The organism is Thermodesulfobacterium hveragerdense DSM 12571, from assembly GCF_000423845.1.
GTDB lineage: Bacteria > Desulfobacterota > Thermodesulfobacteria > Thermodesulfobacteriales > Thermodesulfobacteriaceae > Thermodesulfobacterium > Thermodesulfobacterium hveragerdense.
In genome coordinates this window covers 44,198-68,805 of sequence record NZ_AUIT01000009.1, presented here as the reverse complement: position 1 = coordinate 68,805, position 24,608 = coordinate 44,198, and the positions used below count along the sequence as shown (strand labels likewise).

Here is a 24,608-nt window from a genome sequence, read left to right as displayed (position 1 = left end):
CTTAGGTGTAAAGATCTTAGATTAAGGAATAAACGGAACGTTTAAAAGTTTTAGCCCCAGGTAAGTTATTCCTATAGTAGCCACTCTTTTAACCCAAACAGGGCTTAATCTTTTAGCAATCCTAGGTCCTACAAACCCGGCAGCGATTGCTCCTACAGCCATGACTACAAACAATAAAAGGTCAGTTTGTCCAAAGAAGAAGTAACGTGAGCTTGCCATCAAGGTGTTAAAGAAAATGGCTAAGAGAGAACTACCGACCACCACATAAATCGGAAGACCCATGATTACTGTCATAAGTGGAACTACAAAAGGTCCTCCTCCAAAACCACCTAAACTGGAGGCAACTGCTATGAGGAAACCTCCTATGGCACCTATTATCATGTTAGCATAAAACTCTTGTCCCCAAAATTCTATTCTTAACTTCATGGTTTTCACCTCCTAACTAGATTTTTTTTCCTTAGCTTCTTTAGCACGTTTTAGGTACTCCTGAAGTATAGCCCTTTCCTTTTTGTTCTTTTCAAGATATCCTGGTGTTGTCTGCCAGAATAGAAGAGCAGCAAGGATCAACAGGATTATCCCGAATATGAACTTATACTCATCTACAGTCACAAACTGGTTCAATAGAGGCCCTATGAACCCACCGATTAGCATAAAAATACCTACTCCTATACCAAGTTTCCAGTTGATAAATCCTATTTTTGAATAGTTGTATATTCCTGCGGCTTGACTAAAGAGAACTGTTGGCATAACTGAACCAGCAACCACACCGTGAGGCAATCCATAGATGAGAATCAATAAGGGGTTTAAGATAAAACCACCTCCTGCTCCCATGATTACTCCGAACGTACAAATAGCAAAGGATAAAATAAGAGGCCCAAATATGTTGGTAGAAGTTCCAGCTACAGGAAAATACACAGTAGGAAAGGAAATTTGATGGGTTAGTTGAATCGGATCGCTTTTTACTTCCTTGTTAGCTACAGCTAATACATTAAATTCTCCTTTAGGGGCATTGCCAGGAAGGGTTATCTCTGCTTCAAAGGTCCCATCAGGATTATTCTTGATTTTAGTAAGCACAAAGATTTTTTCAAAGTCTTTTAATCTGGTTTGAATTAATCTGGCAGCCTCTCTACTTATTTCTTTTTTATCAGTAAGGGGATCTAATTTAATACCTCTTGAACCTATAATAGCTCTTAGAACTGTAGATTTCCATACATCGATTTGTTTGATTTCTTTGGGAGGAGTGATAAAGGCAACATTAGCGTTGCTTTCTCTTAAAAATTCTCCTATTTTCCATTTCTTATTTTGTTTATACTTTTGATAGATTTCCTTTACCGGTTTTTCTTCTACCGTACCGTTTTTGTCTATCTTAGCTATATATTCCTCATTAATCCAAATTTGATAGAAAGCAGGTATTTCTTTACTTAAATAAAATTTAAAATCTTTTCTATCAAGTCTACTTACCTGAACTTTTTCTTTTGAAGTGATTTCGATGAAGTTTACTTTGTAGCCCTCAGGGACTTTACCTGTAAGTTTGATCTTTTCACCACCTTTGAAAGAGGTTTTATCAGCCTTTAACTCAATCTTTAAAGGTGGTGCCTCAGCCTCAGGTTTGGTAGCATTTCCCTGTGGCTGAGCTAAGAGGTTTTTAGAAAAAACTAATAAAAAGAAAAACAAAAGAAAAGACCATAAGTTTAACTTAAACTTGTACCGCATAACCTGCCTCCCTCCTTTGGATTTTTTTGATAGTTTTATCAAGGATCATGCCTGAACAAAAAAACTATAAAGATTAAAAGAATTAAGAGGTTTAAAAGATTAAAAATATATAAGTTTTTTATTCTTTGGACCTTTAAGCGCAGTGGGTTGTCCCGTTAAGGACAGATCTTTACAAAAGGTTTTGTTAGTTAGGTAAAAAACCTCAGGTTGTATTTTCTGAAAAGGAATTCTTGGAAGGTTTTGATTGTTTTGAAAACCTGTTTTAGTTGGTCTCTGTCTTTTTTAGAAAGTTCTTGCGGGTTTAAATAGTTGTCAGGGGGGTGTCCGGTTTGGAGTTTTTTGGCTTGATTCAAAAATTGAAGAGAAAGGATAAACCTGTATCCTTCTTTTAATTCAGAGGCAAAGTCTAAAGAGAGAATCCCTTCCTCTTTTAGAGCATCGATTCTATCAAAAGTGTTTGTATGCCAGAGGTTGTACTCTAAGGCCAGAGCTCTAATCCCCTGGACTATGGGGAAAATAGCTGTTTTTTTAAGGTCTAATTTACCTTTGTTAAGGCCTTCTTTTTCGGTTATAAACCTTCCCAAGAAATTAAGAGGTGGTTCAAACCTTATGGATTCTGCCGCAAGACACACGATAAGTCCTTTGTTTTTACTTATTTTTTCTTTTATCCAACTTCTGATCTCCTTTTCTATCTCTTCATTCCCATAAACCATTCGAAAATCTAAAAAAATACAAAGATTAAGCAAAGCCTCTTTTTGAGAACAGTCCATCCAGTTAGAAAGCCGCTTTTTCCAGGTTTGCAGATCTCCTCGCCAAAGGGGATTAGAAATCATAACCCCACCAGGACAAGGAGGGAATCCTACTTTTAAAAGATTTTCGATAAAAGTAGAAGAAAAGCGTTCAAAAAAAAGGTCTACCTCTTTTTTTCTATCTGGTAAATCTTCATAGATTAAGGCATTATCTTGGTCGGTTTTAAAACTTTGTTCTTTTCTTCCTTCACTTCCAAGTACAAAGAATCCAAACTTAGCCGGAAAATGAAGCTCTATCTCCTTTAAGGTTATCTCCCAGGTTTTTTTTATAAACCTGTCGTTTATTTCTGCAAGGTATTTCCCTAAGTACTCCGGGTTAAAACCTTCGGAAATTTGATTTAACAATGCTTCTTTTACCAGGCTGTAAAGTTTGGCTAACTCCTCTAACTCGTGGGCCAACTCCACTTGATATAGAAGAGAAACCAGGTTTTTGCTTTGAAAACTTATGATATCAGTATCTTCAAGTACTCCTTGAAGGATTCCTTTATCAAAAACCGCTACTTTTCTTAGTCTTTTTTCTGCCATAAGAAGGATGGCTTCAAACAAACGGTGGTCTGTAGAAAGGCTGACAAGAGGAAAGGTGGCTATTTCTTTAGCTTTTATTCCAAAAGGGTCTTTCCGTTGATATACCACTTTTTGTAAAATGTCCCTTTCAGTGATAATCCCTAAGTCTTCTTTTCCTTGCACCACAACAAAACTGTACTCTTTTTCTACCATAAGTTTAATTACTTTATCTAAGGAATCTTCTTCCCCCACAATAAGAGGAGTTTTTAAGGGTAGATTTTTTAAAGGTTGATCAAAAAATGAATTCTGGAGCATTTTAAATAATTTTTAGCGGTAGTTTTTTCAGTTTTTTATTCCTGTAAGAATAAACTAATTTTAAAAAAAGCAAAGCAGTCATGTAGGCATCTTCTAAAGCATTGTGAAAACTGGTGGTAGGTAAATCATATTCTGCTAACAGTTCGTTAAGCTTAGGAATTCTATCTAAGGTCTTTTTAGGATAAAGGTCTAAGACATCAAACCCATAAAAAGAGACGTTTAGGTTTAGTTCTTCTTTGAGATGTTTTTTTAGCATTTCTAAGTCAAACTCTAAAAAATATCCTACCAATACTGCACCCTTGGTAAACTCTAAAAATTGATGCAAGGCCTCTTTTCTTTCAAGACCGTTTTTAAGTTTGTCTGGTGTAATCCCGTGAATCTTGATAGAGTCTTCAGCCCTGAACAGGTCTGTTTTAAAATATAAAATTAGTTTTTCAGAAAAAGAAAGGGTAAGATCAACAATCTTATAAGCACCTACAGAGATAACCTCGTCTTTTTTAACATCAAGCCCTGTGGTTTCGGTGTCTATCACCACGAAGGTGGTATCTTTTACTTTTTTATCTAGGTCGACCTCCCAACTTAAGTTTTTCTCTTTTCGAAAAAAAGTATAGTAAGTTCTCTTTAAAGTTGTGGTTAACACTTTCCACACCTTCTTAAGATCCTCGTTTATCTTAAATAGCTTAGACGGTATTTTTCAAAAATCATTTTTTGCAAATTTTCTATGAATTTAAAGACTTCTTTTAAAAGGTTTAGGTCTCCTTTTTCTAACTCAGATGGGTCTAAATAATCGTGAGGTTCTTGTTCTCGGTTAAAATTATCTATCTGAATTTTAAAACGTAAGGTGGTAAGAAATTTATAGGCCTCCTTCAGGTCTTTAGCTGTTTCAGGTTTAATACTTCCTGAGGATTCTAAACAAGAAATCCGTTTAAACGTGTTCATGTTTTTAATTCCCTGTTCTAAACTAAGTACCCTTACCAGACAAACCAAAGGTAAAACCCCTGATTTAAACAGGTTTAATTTACCTTTAAAAGGACCAGATTTTTCTACCAGGAGTTCTTTAAACAAACCTAAAGGTGGTTTGAGTTTAACTGCGTCCAAGGCTAAATATGGTAAAATACGGTCGGTTTTTTTAATCTTCTGTAAAATATTTTGGTAAAAAAGGTCTGCCTCTTCAGGTTGGACACCTATGAAACGAAGGTCAAAGAAATTAGCTTTTTTACCTATATCTTTTAGGTCAGGATAGGCTATCCAATGAGAAAAAGTTTTTTCCCATTCGTGTAAGGTTTTTACCCAGTAAGGTTGGGTAAGATATTCCTCTTCTATTTCAACCCCTAAAAACTTCAGATTTTTGGCCAATAACAAAACAACCTCAAAAGCTTCTTCTGAGCTGTTTTTAATTAGAAAAATTTTTAGTTTTGTTTTAAAACTGGCTTCTCTTCTCCCATGGGCTCCGATAACCATTAGGCTTGGTAGAAGAGAAAGGTTTCTTTCAGATAGGGTTAGAAGAAATACCTTTTTGATGATCCCATCCCTTATTTCAGAAAGATATCTTCCTATCAACTCTGGGTCTTTTTCTTTTATGGCAAAATCTATGGCAGAATAAAAACAGTGGTAATAAATTTTTTTTAGTTCTTCTAAAGAGTTGGTTCTTTCTATTTCTTTAGTTATGGTAATAAGGTTTTTGCTGCCAAGGGAGATGATGTCTGTATCCTCTAAAATACCCACAGGTATTCCTTCATCAACCACCACTATTTTTCTTATACGGTGTTGTGTCATAAGAAGCATAGCTTGAGATAAGGGGGCTTCTTTTTCTAAATACACCAAAGGGAAAGAAGCTATATTTTGGGCTTTAGTTTCTTTTTTATCCAACCCCTGATATAGAAGTTTTTTTATAACGTCTCGCTCAGTTATAATCCCATATCCCTTTTCTAATTTAACTAAACAAGCGGTGACATTTTTTTCTACCATCTCCTGAATGACCTTTTCTACGGAGTTTTCTCCCTCTACGATGACAGGGGGGTTTAGGTTCAATTTTGAGAGAGGTACAGAGCTAAAAGTTCCCCACTGGTCTTTTTTCTGGTTTAAAGCTTCTGCCAGTTTTTGAGCCAGTTTTTGGGTATAAAAACTTTGGACTACTGAATAGTTTTGAAAAAGGTTTAAAAAATCCTCTTTTTTAATTAAAAATACTACGGTATCTTCTACCGCACGGGCTGAATGGTCAAGTTCCTGATCAGTTATTAAGGGTAAATAACCAAAGGTTTCTCCTTCTTGAAGTTGGTCTAAGATAGTACCTTCTTTTTCTAAGACTACATATCCTTTCCTTACAATATATAAATATTCAGAGAGGTCTTTTTTCCGGTAGATAACCTCGTTTTTAGGATAGACTTTTACCTTTATTTTTTCTACTAAAGTAGCTATAACAGATGAGGGGAGCCCCCTAAAAGGGGGTACCTCCCTTATAAACCTTTCTGCATCAAGCATGCTATTCTATCCCCACACCCAGATAGGTTCTAACCTTTTCCTCTTCAAACTTTTCTTGAGCTTCTTTTTCTGGTGTCAAAAGAGATACTAAGATAGCCATGATAAAACTTGCTGGCATAGAAATAAGAGCAGGATTTTTCCAAGGAAAGATGGGAGCAGGGTTTTTAAAAATGTCTACCCAAACAGTGGGGCTCAAGATGATAAGAACCACAGAAAGGGTAACCCCTGTCAAGATGCCTGCTACTACACCTGAAGTAGAAATTTTTTTCCAGAAGATAGAAAGAATTAGAGAAGGAAAGTTAGCACTGGCAGCTATAGCAAAGGCAAGTCCTACCATAAAAGCCACGTTTTGTCCCTTAAAAGCTATACCAAGAAAAATCGCAAGGATTCCTAAGATAAGGGTAGCTAACCTTGCCACTTTTACCTGTTCTTCTTCTGTGGCTCTTCCTTTTTTTATTACGTTGGTGTATAAGTCATGAGAAAGGGCTCCTGCTCCTGCTAAAGTAAGTCCTGCAACCACCGCAAGAATGGTAGCAAAGGCTACCGCAGCGATAAATCCTAAAAATATCGTTCCTCCCACAGCCTCTGCCAAAAGAGGAGCTGCCATATTTCCGCCTTTTTCTATACTTTTAATCAAGTTTTCTCCTACTATGGCAGCTGCACCAAAACCTATAATAAATGTAAGAATGTAAAAATATCCGATAAATCCTGTAGCATAAAAAACCGACTTTCTGGCTTCTTTAGCGTCAGGAACGGTATAAAATCTCATAAGTATGTGAGGGAGCCCTGCTGTTCCAAACATAAGGGCTATACCAAGAGAAATAGCATCCCATGGATTGGCTACAAGGCCTCCTGGAAGAAGCCTTTTTTCTCCATACTTTTCATTGATAAAACCAAACAATTCATTAAAGCTAAAACCAAACTTAACCAACGTGAGAATGGCAAGCAAAGTAGCTCCACCAAGCAAAAGACAAGCCTTGATAATCTGAACCCAAGTAGTAGCAATCATTCCACCAAAAAGAACATAAATAATCATTATAGTCCCTACTAAAACAACCGCCAAATCATAGGGTAATCCAAACAAAAGTTTTATAAGAGAACCAGCTCCTACCATCTGAGCAATAAGGTAAAGAAGAACGGTAGCCAAAGACCCAAAAGAAGAGGCAATCCTTATAGGCTTTTGTTTAAGCCTGTAAGCTACTACATCTGCAAAGGTATACTTACCAAGGTTTCTTAATTGCTCAGCTATAAGAAACATCACTATCGGCCAGCCTACCAAAAATCCGATGGAATAAATCAAACCATCATAACCTTTTAACGCTACCAACCCAGCAATCCCAAGGAAAGAGGCTGCACTCATGTAATCTCCAGCCAACGCAAGTCCGTTTTGAAATCCAGTGATACTTCTTCCTGCTGCATAGTACTCAGAAGCTGTCTTAGTCCGTTTCGCAGCTAAGTAGGTAATATAAAGAGTAGTTAAAGTAAATAAAAAGAAAAACAAAATAGAAACCACGTTAGGTTGCCCTAAGGTTGTCTGCATTTCCATCTTACATCCCCCTTATTTTAATGTTTTTCTATTTTTCTTTTAATCTCTTCAACCAACCTATCATAGACGCTGTTTGCCCAAAGGGTATAAACCCCGGTTAATAGCCAGGAAAAAATTATTACTGAAATTCCAAGAGGAATTCCTAAAGGTATTGATCCGGTAATCTTAATGGCTAAAAAGTCTTTTTTAAAAGCTAAAAAGTAGATAAAACCATAATAGATTAACATCTGGATAAAAGTAAGACCAAAAGCTACCTTGTTTTTTTGAGAAATTAACGTTTGAAACTTAGGAGAACTTAACACCTCTTTCATATTTAAACACCTCCTTTTTGAGATTTATTTTCTGATAAAATAAATAGCAATAGTTATGCCAAAACAAAGAATATAGAATTATCAATTATTAGATGGAAAAACACCAAAAATAGTAAAAACTTTGAGGAAAAATTCCTCAATTATTTTTAAAGCCCAAACAAGACAAGAGATGAGATCTTAACTGGGGTATCCCCTTAGATTCTTTACAAGAGATTAGGAAAAGAGGAGTTTCTGGATTAGGTTTGAATGTTTTTTGATAAACAGAGGCTTGACGTTCTACTTCTCTAAGGGATAAGGTATCGATCTTGTTTAGGATTATACAGTGAGGTTTTTTAAGGTGTTTCACAAACTCAACCAGCTGGATGTCTGCCTCATCGGGATTACGTCTTATGTCAAAAATAAGGACAAGATTCCTAAAGTCTCTCACTGCTTTTAGATATCCTTCTATCAGGTATTTCCAGTGTTTTTGTACCTCAACAGGGACCTTAGCAAACCCGTACCCAGGGAGGTCTACTAAATAAAACTTAAAATCTATTCTAAAAAAGTTTAAGGCTTTGGTAAATCCAGGGGTAGAAGAGACTTTGGCTACCTTTTTACGGTTTAAAAAGGCATTGATTAAAGAGGATTTACCTACGTTTGACCTTCCTAAAAAGGCAATTTCAGGAAATTCTGGAGGAGGGAGTTCTTCTAACTTGAAAACACTTTTTACAAAATCTACATGCTTAAACATGGTTACTCTTGTTTTAAGATTATGAGGGCAGGGTTTAAGTAAGCCGGGTTCTGTTACCTGGGTAAAAATTACCCAGGCGGTGATTATTTCTCTGAGAAGAGGATTACTCCTCTTCTTAAGCGGCCTACCTGAGCCTTAGCAGGCGGGGCACCCATGGCTCTGTTTGGCCTTGCTCCGGACGGGGGTTGCCGTGCCACCAGGTGTTACCACCCGGTGCGGTGGGCTCTTACCCCACCTTTTCACCCATGCCCGCACCAGAAAGGAAAAGTCCTCTCTGGCCGCTGGCGGTCTGTTTTCTGTGGCCCTTTCCAGGGATTACTCCCTCCGGGTGTTACCCGGCGTCCTCCCCTGTGGAGCCCGGACTTTCCTCCCCAAGGGCTAATCCCTTGGAGCAATCACCTCTTAAACCCTGCCCTCTGGTTTTAAAACATAGGTTGTTTTTTAAATTTTTCAACCAGAACTGACCTTCTTTTCAAAATTTGAGCCTATCCAAAAAATAAACTCTACGTTAAAATTACCTATAAAACTGTTTCATAAGGAGGCTTAATGTTTGATTTTGTAGGTTGTGGGGCGCTTAATTGGGATATTTTTTTTGAGGTAGAAGACCTTAATATTTTAAAAGAAAAAAACATACAAGCTATCCCAGGGGGCGAAATAGCCTTAAAAAGAAAGGAGTTTTTAGAGGTACTTAATTTTTTAGAGAAAAAAAGCAACTTTTTGTTTGAAGGGGGAGGTGGTTCTTCAGCTAATACCCTTTATGCCCTTAGTCTTTGGGATTTTAGGTGTAGTTTTTTAGGGGCGGTGGGAGAAGACCCCTTTGGCACAAAGATTTTAGAGGAATTTTCTTCGGTAAATCTTGTTTCTGAGTATATCATAAAAAAAGGAACTACCAGTTTAGCTTTGATAATCTTAAGCCCATCTCATGACAGGTTTATCATCGTAAGTCCAGGGGATGCAGAAAAATATCTCCCTTCTCTTTTATCAACCAAGGTCTTGCCTGCAGGGGTTTACCACTTTTCTTCCCTTGCCTCCGAAGAAGGAAAGAATTTTCAACTGAATCTTCTTAGCAAGGTTACTCCTTTTTGTTTTGACCCAGGTAGAATATACACCGCTTTGGGATGGGATTTCCTTTTGCCTTGGTTAAAAAAGACTAAACATCTTTTTATCACAGAAGAAGAACTTAGCGTGTTAAACAAAACTCCTTATGACCTTTTAGAGTTAGGTATAGAAAAGATATTTCTAAAACAAGGCAAAAAGGGCGCAACCTTGGTGAGTAAGGATAGGTTTATCACAGCCTCAAGTCTAAAGGTAGAAAGGCTAGTAGATAATACCGGGGCAGGTGATTATTTTAACGCTGGAGTAATGGCAGGTATAGCCTTAGGATTGCCTGACGAGAAAGCTTTAAGCCTTGGGATTTATACCGCAGGGATAAGCCTAAGGGATTACGGAAGGAAAGGTTGCTTGAACAAAAAGGAGTTTCAAAATTATGTAAGTTTGTTAAAATAACAGAGATAAAAATTAAGAAGGTATTGAGATGTTAGAGGCTGATTTAAAGCACTTAAAAAGTTTTGCCCAAGGATGGTTTAAGGATGTTTTTTATGGAGATCTTTATTTAGAAAGGGTTGAAACGCTTAAAATAGTGGTTGAGCCAGACAGAATAGACGAGGTCAATTGGGGTGTAGAAGAAGGTTCAGCCATAAGAAAAATCACCCCAGAGTTTATTAACAAACTCTATTTTTCTAATGGATTTTTTGAGGAAGGTTTAAGAGAGTTGATTTTACAGACAAAAAGACCTTGTGAGGAAGAGGTTTCTAAAAAACTAACCACCAGGCTTGAATATTTAGAAGAATTAAAAAATAAGGTTTGGTCTACAAAAGAGATAAAACACTATCGTCTTTTTTATAGCGAGGTCATAAAAGAGGTATGGATTTTTACTTCTGAAGGAAATTTTTCCTCTGAGAAAAGGGAATATACCAAGTTGGGAGTGATAGTAGTTGCAGAAAAGGATGGCAGGCTTGAGAGAGGTTATGAGGTCGTAGGGAGAAAGATGAACTTTGAACAGGTAAAGGATTTAGAAGAGTTTTTAGTTCTTCCTGAACGAGCCTCAAGGTTGGCTGTAACTATGCTTTCAGCTAAGAAGGCTCCTGCAGGGGTTATGCCTGTAGTCTTAGCAGGTCAGGCAGGAGGAACGATGATACATGAGGCTGTAGGACATGGTCTTGAGGCAGACCATGGAGAAGAGGGGCTTTCGGTTTATTCAGGTAAGATTGGGGAAAAAGTAGCCAGTCCTTTGATTACGGTGGTTGACGACCCAACGATAGAAGGTCTTTATGGTTCTTATCAGGTGGATGACGAAGGTATCTACACTCAACCGGTAGTTTTGATAGAGAACGGAAGGCTTAAAACCTATCTTTATGACAGGTTAACTGCATTTAAATACCAGAAAACACCTAATGGACATGGAAGAAGACAAGATTATAGGTGCATCCCTATACCTCGCATGGCCAATACCTATATAGCCAAAGGTCCTCATAAGTCTGAAGACATCCTTAAAAGCATAGAAAAAGGGATTTTAGTAAAAAAGATGGGCGGAGGAGAGGTTAACCCTTTAACAGGAGATTTTGTGTTTGAAGTAAGAGAAGGTTATTACATAGATAAAGGAGAGATAGCCTATCCTGTTAAAGGTGCTACTTTAGTAGGAAATGGTCCCAAGGTATTAGAAATCATAGACATGGTAGGAGAGGATTTGCATTTTGAGCCTGGGGTTTGTGGAAAAGACGGCCAAGGGGTTCCTGTTTCAGACGGGCAACCTACCTTAAGAATCCCTGAGTTGACTGTCGGAGGTATAGTAGAGTAATAAGAGAGGTGAACAAAGATGTGTGGACTTTTTGGGATTTTTGGTGTAGAGGAAGCTGCTAACTATACATATTTTGGGCTTTATTCGCTTCAACACAGAGGTCAAGAAAGTGCTGGGATTGCGGTTTATGATGGAGAAACCGTAAGAGAGTGGAAGGCCTTAGGGTTGGTAAGTGAAGTTTTTAACGAAGAGGTGTTAAGAAGACTTAAAGGTAAAATAGCTATTGGTCACGTAAGGTATTCCACTACAGGTTCCAGTATTGTTCAAAACGCTCAGCCTTTTTGTATTAGTTTTGCTAAAAAAAAGATAGCTATTGCTCACAACGGAAATTTGGTTAATGCCTATCAGATCAGGTGTTCCCTCGAGGAAGAAGGACATATCTTTCAAACTACGATGGATAGTGAAGTTATTATTCATTTAATCGTGAGAAACCTTAAAAAAGGACTGGTAGAGGCTATTTCTGAGACGATGAGAAAGATAAAGGGGGCTTATTCTATTCTTCTTCTTTATGATGACACTTTAGTTGCCTTCAGAGATCCCTGGGGTTTTCGGCCTCTTAGTTTAGGGATGATTAACGGAGGTTATGTAATAGCCTCTGAGACCTGCGCGTTTGATCTTATCGGGGCTCAGTATTTAAGAGAGGTAGCTCCAGGGGAGATTTTGGTCATAACTCAAGAAGGGCCCAAGTCTTATTTTCCCTTTAAAAAAGAAAAGTTTCCCAAGAGCCACTGTGTTTTTGAGTTTATCTATTTTGCCAGGCCTGATAGCCATATCTTTGGCAAAACTGTATATCCTGTAAGAAAACAGTTAGGTAAAAATCTTTATAAAGAATGTCCTTTAGAGGCAGATTTTGTGATGCCCTTTCCTGATTCAGGTACTTATGCAGCCATCGGATATTCACAGGCAAGTGGTATCCCTCTTGAGTTTGGAATGATAAGGAATCATTACATAGGAAGGACTTTTATACAACCTTCGCAGCGTCTTAGGGATCTTTCTGTAAAGATGAAATTAAACCCGGTAAAGGAACTTATCAAAAATAGAGAAATTATTATAGTAGACGATTCATTAGTAAGAGGAACAACCAGTAAAAACCGGTTTAGAGGAATAAAGGAGCTTGGACCTAAAAAGGTCCATTTTTTGCTTTCTTGCCCTCCGATAAGGTTTCCCTGCTTTTTTGGGATAGATTTTCCTTCGAGGTCAGAGCTTATCGCAGCTAAACATAGTGTGGAAGAGATAAGAAAGTTCTTAGACATAGATACCCTTTATTACCTTAGCATAGAAGGGTTGGTTGATGCTTTAGGTGATCTAAGAAACAAGCTGTGCTTAGCCTGTTTTACCGGAGAGTATCCGATAGAGGTTGATTTTAGTTTTAAAAAAGACATCGCAGAGGTATAAAATGGCAAGTTTTAAAAGTTTACAAGAGTTTTTACAGGTGCTGGAACAGGAAAAGGAGTTGATAAAGGTTAAAGAAGAGGTTTCTCCTGAGCTTGAGATAACAGAGATTACCGACAGGGTTTGTAAAAAATTTGGCCCAGCCCTTTTGTTCGAAAAAGTAAAGGGCTATAAAATCCCTGTGGTTACCAACCTTATGGGAAGTTATAAAAGGATATGTTTAGCCCTGAGGGTAAAGGATCTTGATGAGCTTGGAAAAGAGGTTGCCGAGTTTATAGAGGTAACAAAACCTGGGTCTTTTTTTGAGAAATTAAAGCTTGTCCCGAAGCTTTTACGTGCCTCCAATCTTTTTCCTAAAAGGGTTGAAAAAGCTCCCTGTCAGGAGATAGTTTGGGAAGGAGATGAGGTAAATTTTTATAAACTTCCTATTCTAAAATGTTGGCCTAAGGACGGAGGTCCTTTTATAACACTTCCTTGTGTGATCACCAAGGATCCTGAAACCGGAACTTATAACGTAGGTATGTACCGGATGCAGGTGTTTAGTAAGAATGAAACCGGTATGCACTGGCAAATACATAAGACCGGGGCTAAGCACTATAGAAAAGCAGAAAGAAAAGGAGAAAAGTTGCCGGTAGCCGTAGCTATAGGCCCCGATCCTGCAATTATCTATGCGGCCACAGCTCCTTTACCTGAAGACATAGACGAGTTTTTGTTAGCAGGATTTTTAAGAAGGTCCCCGGTTGAACTGGTAAAATGTTTGACTGTGCCTCTTGAGGTGCCTGCAGAAAGTCAGATCGTCCTTGAAGGATATGTAGAACCTTTTGAAAGAAGACTTGAAGGACCTTTTGGGGATCACACCGGTTACTATACCCCTCCAGACTACTATCCAGTGTTTAGAGTGACCTGTATTACCTTAAGAAAAGATGCTATCTATCCGGCTACCATCGTAGGTAAACCTCCTCAAGAGGATTGCTTTCTTGGTAAAGCTACAGAAAGGTTGTTTTTACCTCTGCTAAAAAAGATCCTTCCCGAAATAATAGATATTCATCTTCCTTGGGAGGGGGTTTTTCATAACTTAGCCTTTGTGTCTATAGATAAAAGATATCCGGGTCATGCCTTTAAAGTAGCCTCAGCCTTATGGGGCCTTGGGCAGATGATGTTTACCAAAATAATCGTGGTGGTTGACAAAGAAGTAAACGTTCAGAACATAAGTGAGGTGCTGTTTTACATGTCAGGCAACGTAGACCCAGAAAGGGATGTCATGGTAGTTAAAGGACCTGTTGATGCCCTTGATCATGCAAGTCCTTATCCAGCCTATGGTTCGAAGATGTGTATCGATGCTACCAGAAAATGGAGAGAAGAGGGATATTTAAGGGAATGGCCAGAAGAGGCGGTTATGTCTGATGAAATCAAAACCAAGGTTGAAAAAGTTTGGAAAAAAATCGAGGAACAGATGAGGAGGATAAAGTAAGATGTTGGTCGGGGTTATCAGTGATACCCATGATAACATTTTTAACACAGAAAAGGCTATAAAGGTTGCTCAACAAAAAGGCTGTGAAATCCTTTTCCACTGTGGAGACCTGATTTCTCCTTTTATGATACCTCTGTTGGGTTCTTTTCAGAAAGAGGTGCATTTTATCGTTGGGAATAACAGAGGTGATATAGCCTTGATGTATGAACATCTAAAAAAATATCCGTGGATCAATTTTCACGGAGAACAAGTGTTTTTAGAGATAAAGGGTTTTAATATAGCGATGGTGCATTATCCTAAACTTGCCTATGTTTTAGCAAAAAGTCATGAGTTTGATTATGTTTTTTGTGGTCATACCCATAAGTTTGAAGTAAAAGAGATAGGAAGGGCCTTGGTAGTTAACCCAGGAGAGGTTTTGGGAAAAGAGGGAATTCCTACGATGGTAGTCCTTGATTTAACTTCTAAGACCTGGGAAAAAATAGACCTTCTGTAAGGAGGGCGTAAACCATGAGATTAAGCCGATATTTTATGCCTACCCTTCGCGAAGACCCTTCAGAGGCTGAAACTGTTAGTCATAAGTTGCTTTTAAGGGCCGGAATGATAAGAAAGTTAGCCTCTGGAATTTATAACTTTTTACCTTTAGGTTTTAAGGCCTTAAAGAAGATAGAACAAATAGTGAGAGAGGAAATGAATAAGGCAGGTGCTCTTGAAATACTTATGCCTTTGGTCCAGCCTGCTGAACTTTGGCAAGAAACAGGTAGATGGGAGCTTTATGGCAAGGAACTTTTAAGGATAAAAGACAGAAAGGACCATGATTTTTGTCTTGGGCCTACCCATGAAGAGGTAGTAACCGATATCGTGAGAAGGGATGTGAAGTCTTATAAGGACCTACCTTTAATCCTTTATCAGATCGCGGTTAAGTTTAGAGATGAAATACGCCCCAGGTTTGGTATCATGAGGGCACGAGAGTTTATCATGAAAGATGCCTACAGTTTTGATGCTAACGAAGAAGGTTTAGAAAAAAGTTATCAGAAAATGTACGAAACCTATCATCGTATCTTTGAAAACTGTGGTCTTAAGTTTAAGGCTGTAGAGGCTCATACCGGAGCTATAGGAGGGGATGTTTCTCATGAGTTTATGGTACTTGCAGAAACTGGAGAAGATACCATAGCCTTTTGTGAAGCCTGTGGTTATGCTTCAAACATAGAGTTAACCCCTGCCGAAACTTTAGAAACCTACCCTCAAGAATCACCTAAGCCTTTAGAGAGGGTTTATACCCCAGGGGTAAGGACAGCTAAGGAGGTAGCAGATTTCTTAGGTTTACCTGTGGCTAAAATTACCAAAACCTTAATCTATATCGTAGAAGAAAACGAGGCTGTAGCAGTTTGTATAAGAGGAGACCATGAGGTAAACGAAGTAAAACTTGAGAAGATTTTAGGTGGTAAACCCTTTAGGATGGCAAAGGATGAAGAAATAAGAAAGATAGCAGGAGCCAACCCAGGTTTTATCGGCCCTAAAGGGTTAAAGATAAAGATAATTGCCGATAAAAGTTTAGTTGGATATCCTAACTTTGTTATAGGTGCTAACGAAGACGAATATCACTATATTAACGCTAACCTTGGAGAAACCTTTACTCCAGACATAATAGCTGATGTCAGAAAAGCAACGGAAGGAGACCTTTGCCCTCGTTGTAGAAAGCCATTAAGTTTTTTGAAAGGGATTGAAGTAGGACATATTTTTAAGCTTGGCACTAAATACAGCCTTCCTATGAAAGCCATGTTTCTTGATAAAGACGGCCAGATGAAACCTTTTATCATGGGGTGTTATGGTATAGGGGTTAGCAGGGTGCTTGCGGCAACCATAGAACAGAACCATGACGAAAAAGGTATCATTTTCCCCTGGCAAATAGCACCTGTTCAAATAGGAATTATACCTTTAAAAGATAGTTTTAAAGAAAAGGCAGAAAGTTTATACCAGGGTTTAAGTCAAAAGTGGGATGTTTTGCTTGATGACAGAGATGAACGCCCAGGGGTAAAGTTTAACGACCTTGATCTCATAGGGGTGCCTCTGCAAATCATCTTAGGTAAGGCTTTTGAAGAAAAAGGAGAGGTAGAAATCAAGCAAAGGAAGACAGGAGAAAGGGTATATCTTAAGCCTGAGGAAATAGAAAACTACGTCCAAGGGTTTGCGAAAAAGGGAGCTTAGATGAGCCAAAAAATTGTTAAGGCTATAGGGCTTGTTTTTGGAGACATAGGAACAAGTCCTATCTATACCTTACCTGTTATTTTCCTTTTTCTGCCACCCACGAAAGAAAATGTTTTAGGCGTATTATCCTTGATCTTTTGGACTTTGATTATCATCCCTACCATTCAATACACCGTCTTAGCTATGAGTCTTAGTTTGCGAGGAGAAGGAGGCACTTTAATTCTTTCTGAGATTTTGCGTACTTTATTAAGAGGTCGTAAGAGATTTTTAGGCTCGGTGGTTTTTTTGTCTTTTATAGGTATTTCCTTTCTTATGGGAGATGGGGTTATCACCCCTGCCATAAGTATAATGAGTGCTGTAGAAGGAATTTCTTATATCCCTGGGTTAAGACCTTTAGAAAAAACAGAGGTAGTTTTACTCAGTGTGTTAATTGCTTTAGGTTTGTTTTATTTTCAGAAAAGAGGGACAGAAAAGGTTTCAGGGGCTTTTGGCCCTATCATGAGCCTTTGGTTTTTAAATCTTTTTATCCTTGGGTTTTTAAACTTGTTTTTGAGTCCTGAAGTTATCTTAGCGATAAACCCTTGGTATGCCTTAGAGTTTTTCAAACAAAACGGGTGGAAGGCCTACCTGATCTTAGGAGAGGTTATCCTTTGTGCTACAGGTAGTGAAGCTATGTATGCTGACATGGGGCATCTTGGGGCAAAACCCATAAAAAGAGCTTGGTATTTAGTTCTAACAGCCCTGGTGGTGAACTATTTTGGCCAAGGGGCTTTTCTTTTAAGACATCCGGAGTCGAAAAGCATTCTTTTTGAGATGTGTTTAAATACCTTTGCCCCAGCTTATGTGCCTTTTTTGTGTTTAGCGTTGATGGCAACGGTGATCGCCTCTCAAGCTATGATCAGCTGTATGTTTAGTGTGGTTTATCAGGCGATGTCTGCCAGATATTTGCCTTTAATGAGAGTAAAGTATACTTCTCCTGAGCTACATTCTCAGATTTACATAGGAACGATCAATTGGTTTCTTTTCTTAGCCGTGGTTTTTATCATGTTTGAGTTTCAAACCTCTACCAATTTGGCAGCAGCTTACGGTCTTGCAGTTACAGGAAATATGACCATTACAGGGATTTTTCTCATCACGATTTTTTATCTAAAAAAACGATATCCTTTTTTATTCCTTGCAGTCTTAACCACTTCTACCACCTTTTTATACTTTACTTCAACCCTTTTTAAGCTTCCTCACGGAGGATTTTGGGCTCTGGTACTTGCTGTAATTCCTTTTTCCATAATACTTCTTTATACCCAAGGACAAAAAAGACTATATAAAAGCCTGAGGTTTTTCAATCAGAAAGAATTTGTGACTAATTTTGCTAAATTTTATAAAGAAAATCCTAAAATCCAAGGCAAGGCACTTTACTTTATCCGTGACCCTGAACATTTTCCCCCCTACGTTATCGAAAACATCTTTGTTCATGGGATTCTCTATGAAGAAAACATCTTTGTTTCCCTAATAAGAAAAAACGAGCCTTATGGTATTACCACCAGTTTTTTAGAAGAAATCTGCCCTGGAGCTAAGTTTTTTGAGATTGCTTACGGTTATATGGAAAGGCTTAAGGTTGAAGATATCTTAAAAGAACAGGGTATAAACGAACGGGTTATCTTTTATGGCCTCGAGGATATCGAGACTCAACATCCTCTGTGGAAAATTTATGCCTTTATAAAACAAATTAGCCCCCATTTTGTTAAATTTCTCAACCTTCCTCCTGCCAAACTTCACGGAGTATTAACGAGAATAGAGCTGTAAGTCTTTATTCTAAGGCTTTTTTAGAAGGTAAAAGGTTGGTATTTCTAAAGGTTCTTATAAGGTTGGGATGATGAAAAGGTATCTTCATCTTTTTTACATGACATACTTCACATTTTAAGTTTGCACCTATAGGTAAGATGTTTTTCTGGTACTGTAAAGGTTGCAGGTTATCTCTACCCATACCATAGGGGTTAAAAGCTGGATATAATGCATGGGGAGAGCCATGACAGACAAGACAAGGTAGTTTTTGTGTGTTATCCTTTCTTACTCGGAAAAGGCCTGAGACATCTTCAGTCCAGTTATTATAACCCTTAGCCTCTTGAGCTGGTTTTTGAAAGCCTTTATGGCAGTTAAGACAGTCAGGTTGCTGAACCCAGGGCTTTCTTGGTGTTATCTGGTCTTTAGGTATTGGGGGGTTGAGATGTGCAAGCAAAAATTTGGAGGTTTTTGTGTTCGTTTTCTTGAGAAGAGATGTGGCATGAAGATCTATATTTCCATGACAATCAACACACTCTAACCCTAATTTTTTATGAATATCTCTGTAACATTTGGTATTTCCTTTGGGATGATCAGGATGACATAAATAACAGGCTTTTTCATCTTTATAGGGCATATAGTTTGCATGCCATCCATGCATGGCTGCTGAAAAACTATTATGACCCTTTATTCCCTCACTCCCTACGATAAAATCGGCATGACATTTTTGACAGAAAACAGGTTTCCCTTGAAGAGCAGATTTATAGAAGTTGGTTTGATGGTTTTTATCATGGGCTTTAAGTATGTTAATGGCTGTTTGATCAGAGATACCGGCTACACCATTCCATCTTGGGCCTCCTTCATGACACACATAGCAACGGAACTCAGTCGCTACAGGAGAAACGGCTTTGGTGCGCTGTAAAACTTTGCCTGAAACTTTATCTACAGCTTCTATCTCAAAAACAGGATAAGGGTTGTATGTTCCGTCGTTTTTATAAGGTAAAACAGGGATCCCCTTAGCTATAAAAATTTTTCTTTTTTCATCCCAATCAAAAGTGCCGTTAAGCCCTTTGCCAGTTAACCCTAAATCCTTAGGAATGGTTTGGTTAAAAAATTCTGTAGCATAATCCCAGAAAAGGACATGTTTAGAGGGTGTTTCAAAACCAGGTTCAACTTTGTAAACTAATTGAACTTTTGTGTTGTCAAGCATTTCAGGTTTAGGCCCTCTCTTAATAACCAAAGCTTCAAAAGTGCTTCCAGGATATAAGAAACTAAACCATCTGTCTGCATCGGTAACACATTTCATACCCAGAGGACTAAAAACAAAGATAACATACTGGTCTTTTTGTGGGTCAAAGGTAAAAGGTTGAGTTTTAAGTTCTCTGATAACAGGTTTAAGTTCAGGGGGATTTTCAGGTTTTCTTAAAAGTTCTTTAACAATAAATGCAGCAAGAGCTTCTCTCTCTTTTTCTGTACCTATAAATTTAGGCATATAACCAAGAACTTTTCCTTGTCCATATAACTGGGAAACCATTCCAAAGTAGGTAAAACCCCGGGCTTTTTCAACCACATCGTTTCTTAGCCCTTTTATGGTGTGGCAGGATAGACATTGTAGGTTGAAAATTTCTCTCCCCGCCAAAATTTTATTGTCTTCTGTAACTTCTTTAACCATAGCCCATCTTGCATGTTTTAAAAAACCTTCGCTGTTAAGTTTCTTTTCCTCCTCAACCCTTATCCCAAAAGAATAAAGATAACCATATATTACATAAGGTCTTCGTGCATACTCCCTTATATGTTCAAAACTACCTAACCATAGCAACCCTATAAAAAGAAGGAGAAAGGCTAATAACCTTTGTAACCCAGGATTGACTTTTACTAAAAAAGCAAGAGAAATTAGATAAATCAACGCAGAGGAAACATAAAGAACTTTTTTAGCCATCAGAACCTGTCTGTTAAACAAAAAGTTAAACAATTTAGATAGTTCTGGGACGGTTAGAAAGTACCAAATACTTGAAAAGAATATAAAAGGAAAGGCTACATAAAGCCATTTTACGTTATATTTTAAAAGAAAAGGTCTTTTCTCCTTGGGAGAGAAAAATAGAGTACTAAAAATTCCAAAGATACCAGCCAACATAAGGCTGATACCTGTTCTAAAAAATAGACTTGGAAAGCTTGAAGGATTAAAAAAACCGTGCCAAGGATTTCTGGTTTCTAACCATTTTCCAGGAGTTAACATAAAACAAATAATACCGTTTATGACAAATAAGCTCATCCAGGCAGAGATGGCGTATAGCAGCGCTACCCTAAGACGCAGTTTGTCAGACAATTCATCGAACTTGTAGTGGTATATCAAAAGAGCTACTATTTCCACAAAGAAAAACACCCATTCTATAGCCCAGAAGAAAACAAACTGATTTATAAGGATTGAGGTAGCCTCAGGGCTTGCAATCCCTATGATAAACCAAATACCTACTCCAGAAACCCCGCCCAAAACCATCGTGATCAAAAGGAAAAACCAGGTATGTTTACGCACAAATTCTCGTAAGTCTTGATCGTTGGTCAACACAGAAAGTCTGTCTGTATACCAGAGAAAGATTCCTCCTCCTACGGCAAAGTGAGAAATAAAAACATGAAAAACCGCAATAATTGCTACCCAAAGCCCAGGATTTATAAAATAAGTTTCCCAAACAGGATAGTTCATACTTTTCTTTCTCCCTGCTTAGAGAAACTATTTTTTAAAAAGTAATACACCGTAACAATCCCTAACCCCAAAAACAGTAAAAACACCAAGAAAACATCCATTTGAGGAGAAACTTGCAACAGTTCTGTTTGATAATAAGAAGACAACTGAAGGGCTCTCAAGTTAAACCTGTTTACTACCATAAAAATAAGGGTAAGTATAAAAAACGATGTAGTTAGTTTTAAGTGATGCTTTTTGCTAAAATATAGAGAACCGATAACACAAACAATGCTTAAGTAAAAAAAGAAAGCAACTTTTGGGTCATTGCCTAAAAATAAGCCTCTTATCTCTGAAGGTAGAGATAATAGAAAGGCTATTCCTACTCCTATTTGCAACAGGGTTAAGTAAAAAAATAGGTTTAGCCCTTTTATAAGGCACATTTTATCGTTTTTATAATGTCCCAAAATCCCTAAGCTCAAACCGCTTACAGCCAAAGACCCTACCAAAAAATGTAGATATTTAAAATATAGATAAGGTATATCTAAGGGCAGATAGGTGCCTTTTCTATTAGCAAAATAGACGTGCCACTTTTCGGGGTTTTCCAGAAGTGTAAGGTTGCTTATTAAGATAAAGACTATATAAAGAAGGATAAAAGCTTGAATAAAAATAAAAGGTTTGAAAGGCTTTTGAGAAGAACTTTTCTTAGAGATGAGGTAAGAAAGATAGTAGACCAAGATAACAGAAGGGATGATAAGCATCCAATAGGTAGCAAGTATGATAGAACTTGTAAAAAATAGAGGTCCATAGACTACCTGAAGGAAAAGAAGGGCAGGGATGGCCATGTTGATAGCTAAAGCAAACAGAATCGGTTTTTTCTTAAGAAAAAGACGAGCAGTTTCCGGAAGGAAGTCTTCTTTTAACTGTTGGTATGCAAAAAACATCGACCATCCTAAAATAAGATTGATAAGCAAGATATGGAGGAGAAAGAAGGTATGCTCTAAGAAAATTAAGAATGAAGAATAAAAAGGAAGTTTTTCAGGATAAAAAACCAAGTTTTCCATATAAAAAATTTTAGAAGAACCTCTAAAAAAGGTCAAGCTATTTTTATACCCTAACTTTCCTTAAGTCTTTCTTTAAAATTTAGATTATAATTAATGAAATACTACCCATTTTTTCCCTCTCTATCCTTTAAAAATTGGTTATTAGGAAGGGAATTTTAACTTTAGGGACAGAATTTTGATCTAACTATTCTTAATTTCAGGGATAATTTTTTTGATCGAACGCGAGGTCTTGACAAAGTATTGAGCAATAAATAAAATGAAATAAAAATTTTTAAAAATTGCAGGAGGTGATACTATGAGGCGTAAGGTGCGAGGGTTTACGTTGGTTGAATTGGCGATTGTGCTTGTGATTATTGGTATCATATTAGGTGCCATATTTAAAGGACAGGAGTTAATATATAATGCTAAGATTAAAAGGATTCAAAGCCAACTTAAAGAGTTTACCGCAGCTTTTTATACCTATTATGACAAGTATGGATATTATCCAGGCGATGATCCTACAGCTTCAAACAAATTTACAGGTGCACCGAATGGGAATGGCAATGGTTGGGTAGAGGGAGGTTATTGTGATACTGCTGGTGAAGAATCATGCAATCTATGGAGACATTTAAAGTATTCTAATATTATTTCTGGTGATCCTACGGATAATAATCCAACCTCTATGGTGCCAAAGCATGTGTTTGGTGGACCTATAGATATGTTTACCGGAACTTACACTGTTGGTGGACAAATAAAGTCAGGTTTATGGATTACCCTTAGAAATTTAGAAGCTCAAGCAGCAGCAGCCATTGATAGAGCTATGGATGACGGTAAATGTACCACTGGATCAATAGCAAGATATGCTGGTGCTACATGCAATGGTAATGACTATCCTTCTTCTGGATATTTAGATATTTGGATGAATTTTTAAATAATCTAAGAGGATACCTGAAAACCTTAAGTATCCTCTACTCAAAACATGAAAAGCTTTGAGATAAAGAATACAAAAGGTTTTACTCTTATAGAAATTGCTATCGTGTTGATAATCTTGGGATTTCTTATTGGTTTAGGTGCAAGTTTAGTTGGGGTTCTTACTAAAAGAGCTAAGCTTACAGAAGCCAAAGAAATCGTTAATGCAGCTGTGGAATCTGTGATAGGTTTTGCTGCTCGTGAAAACAGACTTCCTCTTTCTACAGAGTTTACCCAGATAGTAAGAAATCCTTATGACCCGTGGAATAAACCACTGGTTTATTTTGTTGACCTAAATTTAACCAGTAATCCTAACAACCCATCAGAAGGAATTTGTGGAAAAAGGACTTCCAATTTGGTAGTATGTTTAGATGCAACCTGTACAAATCGGATTGAAAATGTAGCTTTTATAGTGGTAAGTGGTGGTCCAAATTATAATGTCCAAACTGGTTCTAATGCTACTTCTTGTCCTTCAGGTAAAACATGTTATATAGTTTATACTCAGGGAACCCCTAACATAGATGGTTATCCATACGATTTGGCAAGACCAGAAGAGTATGACGATGTAGTCAAATGGATTACTTTAGAAGAAATGAGAATAAAGATAGGTTGTCAAGGAGCCCAACTTAAGATTTTGAACAACGAACTTCCTTATGGGTATGTTGGTTCTCAATACAGTGCTACAGTTTATGCCCAAGGAGGTGTTCCTTTTTTAGTAGGAAACGGGAAGTATAGATGGTGTGTTCAGGTTAATGGTACATTACCTGGTATTAACATAAATCCTAATGCTACTTCAAACGATTGTTTGAGTCTGGATGAAACATCCTGGGGACAAGCTGATGTTTTAACTTTAACAGGATCCCCTTCACAGCAGGGAAGTTTTTCTTTAACCATCTTTGTAAGAGATAACCAAGACCCTAACGGAGGGAACGATAACATCGCCCAAAAGACCTTGGTGCTTACGATAAATCCGTCAACTTCTTCTTCTACAGGAGGACCTCAAGGAGCTATGGTGTCCTTTGATAACAACATCAATCAATTTTTACAAACGGAAAACAATCAAAATGCAGTTAATGTATTTGGTAACGTTTTACAATTAGGAGGAAACCAAGGCAACACTTTTGGTTGTTTTTGGTTCCCCTCTTCTTATCAGCTCAATGGCAAAACCATGAGGGCTTATTTTGAGTTTAGGTTTCTCAACCCTGATACCTCATCTGATTCAAGAAATTACGCAGATGGTTTTACTTGTGCTGTGGTTGCTGAGAGTATGCCTACAAATGTCTGTGGGGGTACTGGAGAGAGGTTAGGTTTTGATGGTTTGTCCTATGATTCTGTGGCGGTTGAATTTGATATCTATCCGAATGGAGGAAGGAACGATCCAGGGACTTATAATCATATTGCCATCGTTAAAAGAGGCAGTGTGACACACGGTAGTTCTACTACGATGGGCTCAAATCCTTTATGTAATAATCAAGATCCAGGGTGTCGTTATACCAGCAATCCTACCTGGTTAGAGGATGGCGTGAAACATTCGGTAAGGATAGAAATTCACACAAAGTGTAATCCAAACTGTAATAACTGTGGTTCCAATCCTCAAAACTATGCCCTTATCAAAGCATGGGTTGACTGCATTAATTGTAATGATTTAACCCTTGATTACTCGTCAACCCCTACAATTTATCATTGTTTTCAATTACCTTCTTCTATGAGTTCGGTCAAGTTTGGGTTTACTCAGGCAACCGGAGGTAGCACTCAAACTGTTGAAATTAGCAATTTTGGGATAGGATTTTATTAAGGGTTCAGGAAGGT

The 24,608-nt window shown here is 37.7% G+C and carries 17 protein-coding genes, 1 other RNA gene and 1 pseudogene; 9 read left to right on the top strand and 10 right to left on the bottom strand.

The genetic code is table 11. From position 1 onward, the window contains the following. Positions 1-21: 21 nt before the first annotated feature. The 8 genes and pseudogenes from G580_RS11840 to rnpB all read right to left on the bottom strand — a co-directional run bounded on the left by G580_RS11840 (position 22) and on the right by rnpB (position 8,820). Positions 22-1,713 (bottom strand): annotated as a pseudogene (locus G580_RS11840) (sulfite exporter TauE/SafE family protein). A 188-nt stretch (positions 1,714-1,901) separates the two neighbouring features. After that, positions 1,902-3,341 (bottom strand): putative nucleotidyltransferase substrate binding domain-containing protein, encoded by a 1,440-nt coding sequence (locus G580_RS09955; protein ID WP_051173079.1) that lies wholly within the window; start codon positions 3,339-3,341, stop codon positions 1,902-1,904. Position 3,342: 1 nt separating this feature from the next. Then, a complete protein-coding gene (locus G580_RS0104335; protein ID WP_033396657.1) occupies positions 3,343-3,981 on the bottom strand; it encodes an exonuclease domain-containing protein in 639 nt (212 codons plus the stop codon). 26 nt (positions 3,982-4,007) lie between these two features. After that, positions 4,008-5,822: a putative nucleotidyltransferase substrate binding domain-containing protein gene (locus tag G580_RS0104330; RefSeq protein WP_028841188.1), complete on the bottom strand. Its 1,815-nt coding sequence runs from the start codon at positions 5,820-5,822 to the stop codon at positions 4,008-4,010. Between the two features lies 1 nt (position 5,823). Then, positions 5,824-7,368, bottom strand: coding sequence for a cation/acetate symporter ActP (gene actP / locus G580_RS0104325; RefSeq protein ID WP_038041549.1), 1,545 nt, complete (start codon positions 7,366-7,368; stop codon positions 5,824-5,826). A 17-nt stretch (positions 7,369-7,385) separates the two neighbouring features. Next, complete coding sequence (locus G580_RS0104320) at positions 7,386-7,679, bottom strand: DUF485 domain-containing protein (protein WP_028841186.1); 294 nt, start codon at positions 7,677-7,679, stop codon at positions 7,386-7,388. Between the two features lie 136 nt (positions 7,680-7,815). Further along, positions 7,816-8,409, bottom strand: coding sequence for a ribosome biogenesis GTP-binding protein YihA/YsxC (gene yihA / locus G580_RS09950; protein ID WP_038041548.1), 594 nt, complete (start codon positions 8,407-8,409; stop codon positions 7,816-7,818). A 25-nt stretch (positions 8,410-8,434) separates the two neighbouring features. Further along, positions 8,435-8,820, bottom strand: an RNA gene (gene rnpB / locus G580_RS10985) — RNase P RNA component class A. A gap of 135 nt (positions 8,821-8,955) precedes the next feature. Here rnpB and G580_RS0104305 point away from each other — a divergent pair. Genes G580_RS0104305 through G580_RS0104275 form a run of 7 tightly spaced genes read left to right on the top strand, consistent with a single transcriptional unit; the run spans position 8,956 to position 18,134 of the window. Further along, positions 8,956-9,915, top strand: coding sequence for a carbohydrate kinase family protein (locus G580_RS0104305; protein ID WP_028841185.1), 960 nt, complete (start codon positions 8,956-8,958; stop codon positions 9,913-9,915). A gap of 28 nt (positions 9,916-9,943) precedes the next feature. Continuing rightward, positions 9,944-11,266 carry a TldD/PmbA family protein gene (locus G580_RS0104300; RefSeq protein WP_028841184.1) on the top strand — a complete coding sequence of 441 codons (1,323 nt, stop codon included), beginning with the start codon at positions 9,944-9,946 and terminating at the stop codon, positions 11,264-11,266. 18 nt (positions 11,267-11,284) lie between these two features. Next, positions 11,285-12,661 (top strand): amidophosphoribosyltransferase, encoded by a 1,377-nt coding sequence (gene purF, locus G580_RS0104295; RefSeq protein ID WP_028841183.1) that lies wholly within the window; start codon positions 11,285-11,287, stop codon positions 12,659-12,661. A gap of 1 nt (position 12,662) precedes the next feature. Continuing rightward, complete coding sequence (locus tag G580_RS0104290) at positions 12,663-14,129, top strand: menaquinone biosynthesis decarboxylase (protein WP_028841182.1); 1,467 nt, start codon at positions 12,663-12,665, stop codon at positions 14,127-14,129. A gap of 1 nt (position 14,130) precedes the next feature. Next, positions 14,131-14,622 (top strand): metallophosphoesterase, encoded by a 492-nt coding sequence (locus G580_RS0104285; protein WP_028841181.1) that lies wholly within the window; start codon positions 14,131-14,133, stop codon positions 14,620-14,622. 14 nt (positions 14,623-14,636) lie between these two features. Then, positions 14,637-16,334, top strand: a complete 1,698-nt coding sequence (locus tag G580_RS0104280) for a proline--tRNA ligase (RefSeq protein WP_028841180.1) — start codon at positions 14,637-14,639, stop codon at positions 16,332-16,334. Then, positions 16,335-18,134 (top strand): KUP/HAK/KT family potassium transporter, encoded by a 1,800-nt coding sequence (locus tag G580_RS0104275; RefSeq protein ID WP_028841179.1) that lies wholly within the window; start codon positions 16,335-16,337, stop codon positions 18,132-18,134. It begins immediately after the preceding gene. Positions 18,135-18,138: 4 nt separating this feature from the next. On the opposite strand, the gene G580_RS0104270 is transcribed toward G580_RS0104275, so the two are convergent. After that, positions 18,139-20,811, bottom strand: coding sequence for a cytochrome ubiquinol oxidase subunit I (locus tag G580_RS0104270; RefSeq protein ID WP_028841178.1), 2,673 nt, complete (start codon positions 20,809-20,811; stop codon positions 18,139-18,141). Beyond that, positions 20,808-21,851 (bottom strand): hypothetical protein, encoded by a 1,044-nt coding sequence (locus G580_RS0104265; protein ID WP_038041547.1) that lies wholly within the window; start codon positions 21,849-21,851, stop codon positions 20,808-20,810. Before G580_RS0104265 ends, G580_RS0104270 begins: the two co-directional genes overlap by 4 nt. 295 nt (positions 21,852-22,146) lie before the next feature. Between G580_RS0104265 and G580_RS0104260 the strand changes: the two genes are divergently transcribed. Together G580_RS0104260 and G580_RS0104255 are read left to right on the top strand one after the other, a co-directional pair. Then, the gene (locus tag G580_RS0104260; RefSeq protein WP_038041546.1) at positions 22,147-22,761 is read left to right on the top strand and encodes a prepilin-type N-terminal cleavage/methylation domain-containing protein; all 615 of its coding nucleotides are present in this window, start codon (positions 22,147-22,149) and stop codon (positions 22,759-22,761) included. Between the two features lie 48 nt (positions 22,762-22,809). Next, on the top strand, positions 22,810-24,594 hold the full coding sequence (locus G580_RS0104255) for a prepilin-type N-terminal cleavage/methylation domain-containing protein (RefSeq protein ID WP_028841175.1): 1,785 nt from the start codon (positions 22,810-22,812) through the stop codon (positions 24,592-24,594). Positions 24,595-24,608: the final 14 nt, after the last annotated feature.

Coding starts and splice junctions, on each gene's coding strand:
- G580_RS0104280 (WP_028841180.1), top strand. CDS start 14,637: ATGAGATTAAGCCGATATTTTATGCCTACCCTTCGCGAAGACCCTTCA.
- yihA (WP_038041548.1), bottom strand. CDS start 8,409: ATGTTTAAGCATGTAGATTTTGTAAAAAGTGTTTTCAAGTTAGAAGAA.
- G580_RS0104270 (WP_028841178.1), bottom strand. CDS start 20,811: ATGAACTATCCTGTTTGGGAAACTTATTTTATAAATCCTGGGCTTTGG.
- G580_RS0104275 (WP_028841179.1), top strand. CDS start 16,335: ATGAGCCAAAAAATTGTTAAGGCTATAGGGCTTGTTTTTGGAGACATA.
- G580_RS0104290 (WP_028841182.1), top strand. CDS start 12,663: ATGGCAAGTTTTAAAAGTTTACAAGAGTTTTTACAGGTGCTGGAACAG.
- G580_RS0104265 (WP_038041547.1), bottom strand. CDS start 21,851: ATGGAAAACTTGGTTTTTTATCCTGAAAAACTTCCTTTTTATTCTTCA.
- G580_RS09955 (WP_051173079.1), bottom strand. CDS start 3,341: ATGCTCCAGAATTCATTTTTTGATCAACCTTTAAAAAATCTACCCTTA.
- G580_RS0104255 (WP_028841175.1), top strand. CDS start 22,810: ATGAAAAGCTTTGAGATAAAGAATACAAAAGGTTTTACTCTTATAGAA.
- G580_RS0104300 (WP_028841184.1), top strand. CDS start 9,944: ATGTTAGAGGCTGATTTAAAGCACTTAAAAAGTTTTGCCCAAGGATGG.
- G580_RS0104285 (WP_028841181.1), top strand. CDS start 14,131: ATGTTGGTCGGGGTTATCAGTGATACCCATGATAACATTTTTAACACA.
- purF (WP_028841183.1), top strand. CDS start 11,285: ATGTGTGGACTTTTTGGGATTTTTGGTGTAGAGGAAGCTGCTAACTAT.
- G580_RS0104260 (WP_038041546.1), top strand. CDS start 22,147: ATGAGGCGTAAGGTGCGAGGGTTTACGTTGGTTGAATTGGCGATTGTG.
- G580_RS0104320 (WP_028841186.1), bottom strand. CDS start 7,679: ATGAAAGAGGTGTTAAGTTCTCCTAAGTTTCAAACGTTAATTTCTCAA.
- actP (WP_038041549.1), bottom strand. CDS start 7,368: ATGGAAATGCAGACAACCTTAGGGCAACCTAACGTGGTTTCTATTTTG.
- G580_RS0104305 (WP_028841185.1), top strand. CDS start 8,956: ATGTTTGATTTTGTAGGTTGTGGGGCGCTTAATTGGGATATTTTTTTT.
- G580_RS0104330 (WP_028841188.1), bottom strand. CDS start 5,822: ATGCTTGATGCAGAAAGGTTTATAAGGGAGGTACCCCCTTTTAGGGGG.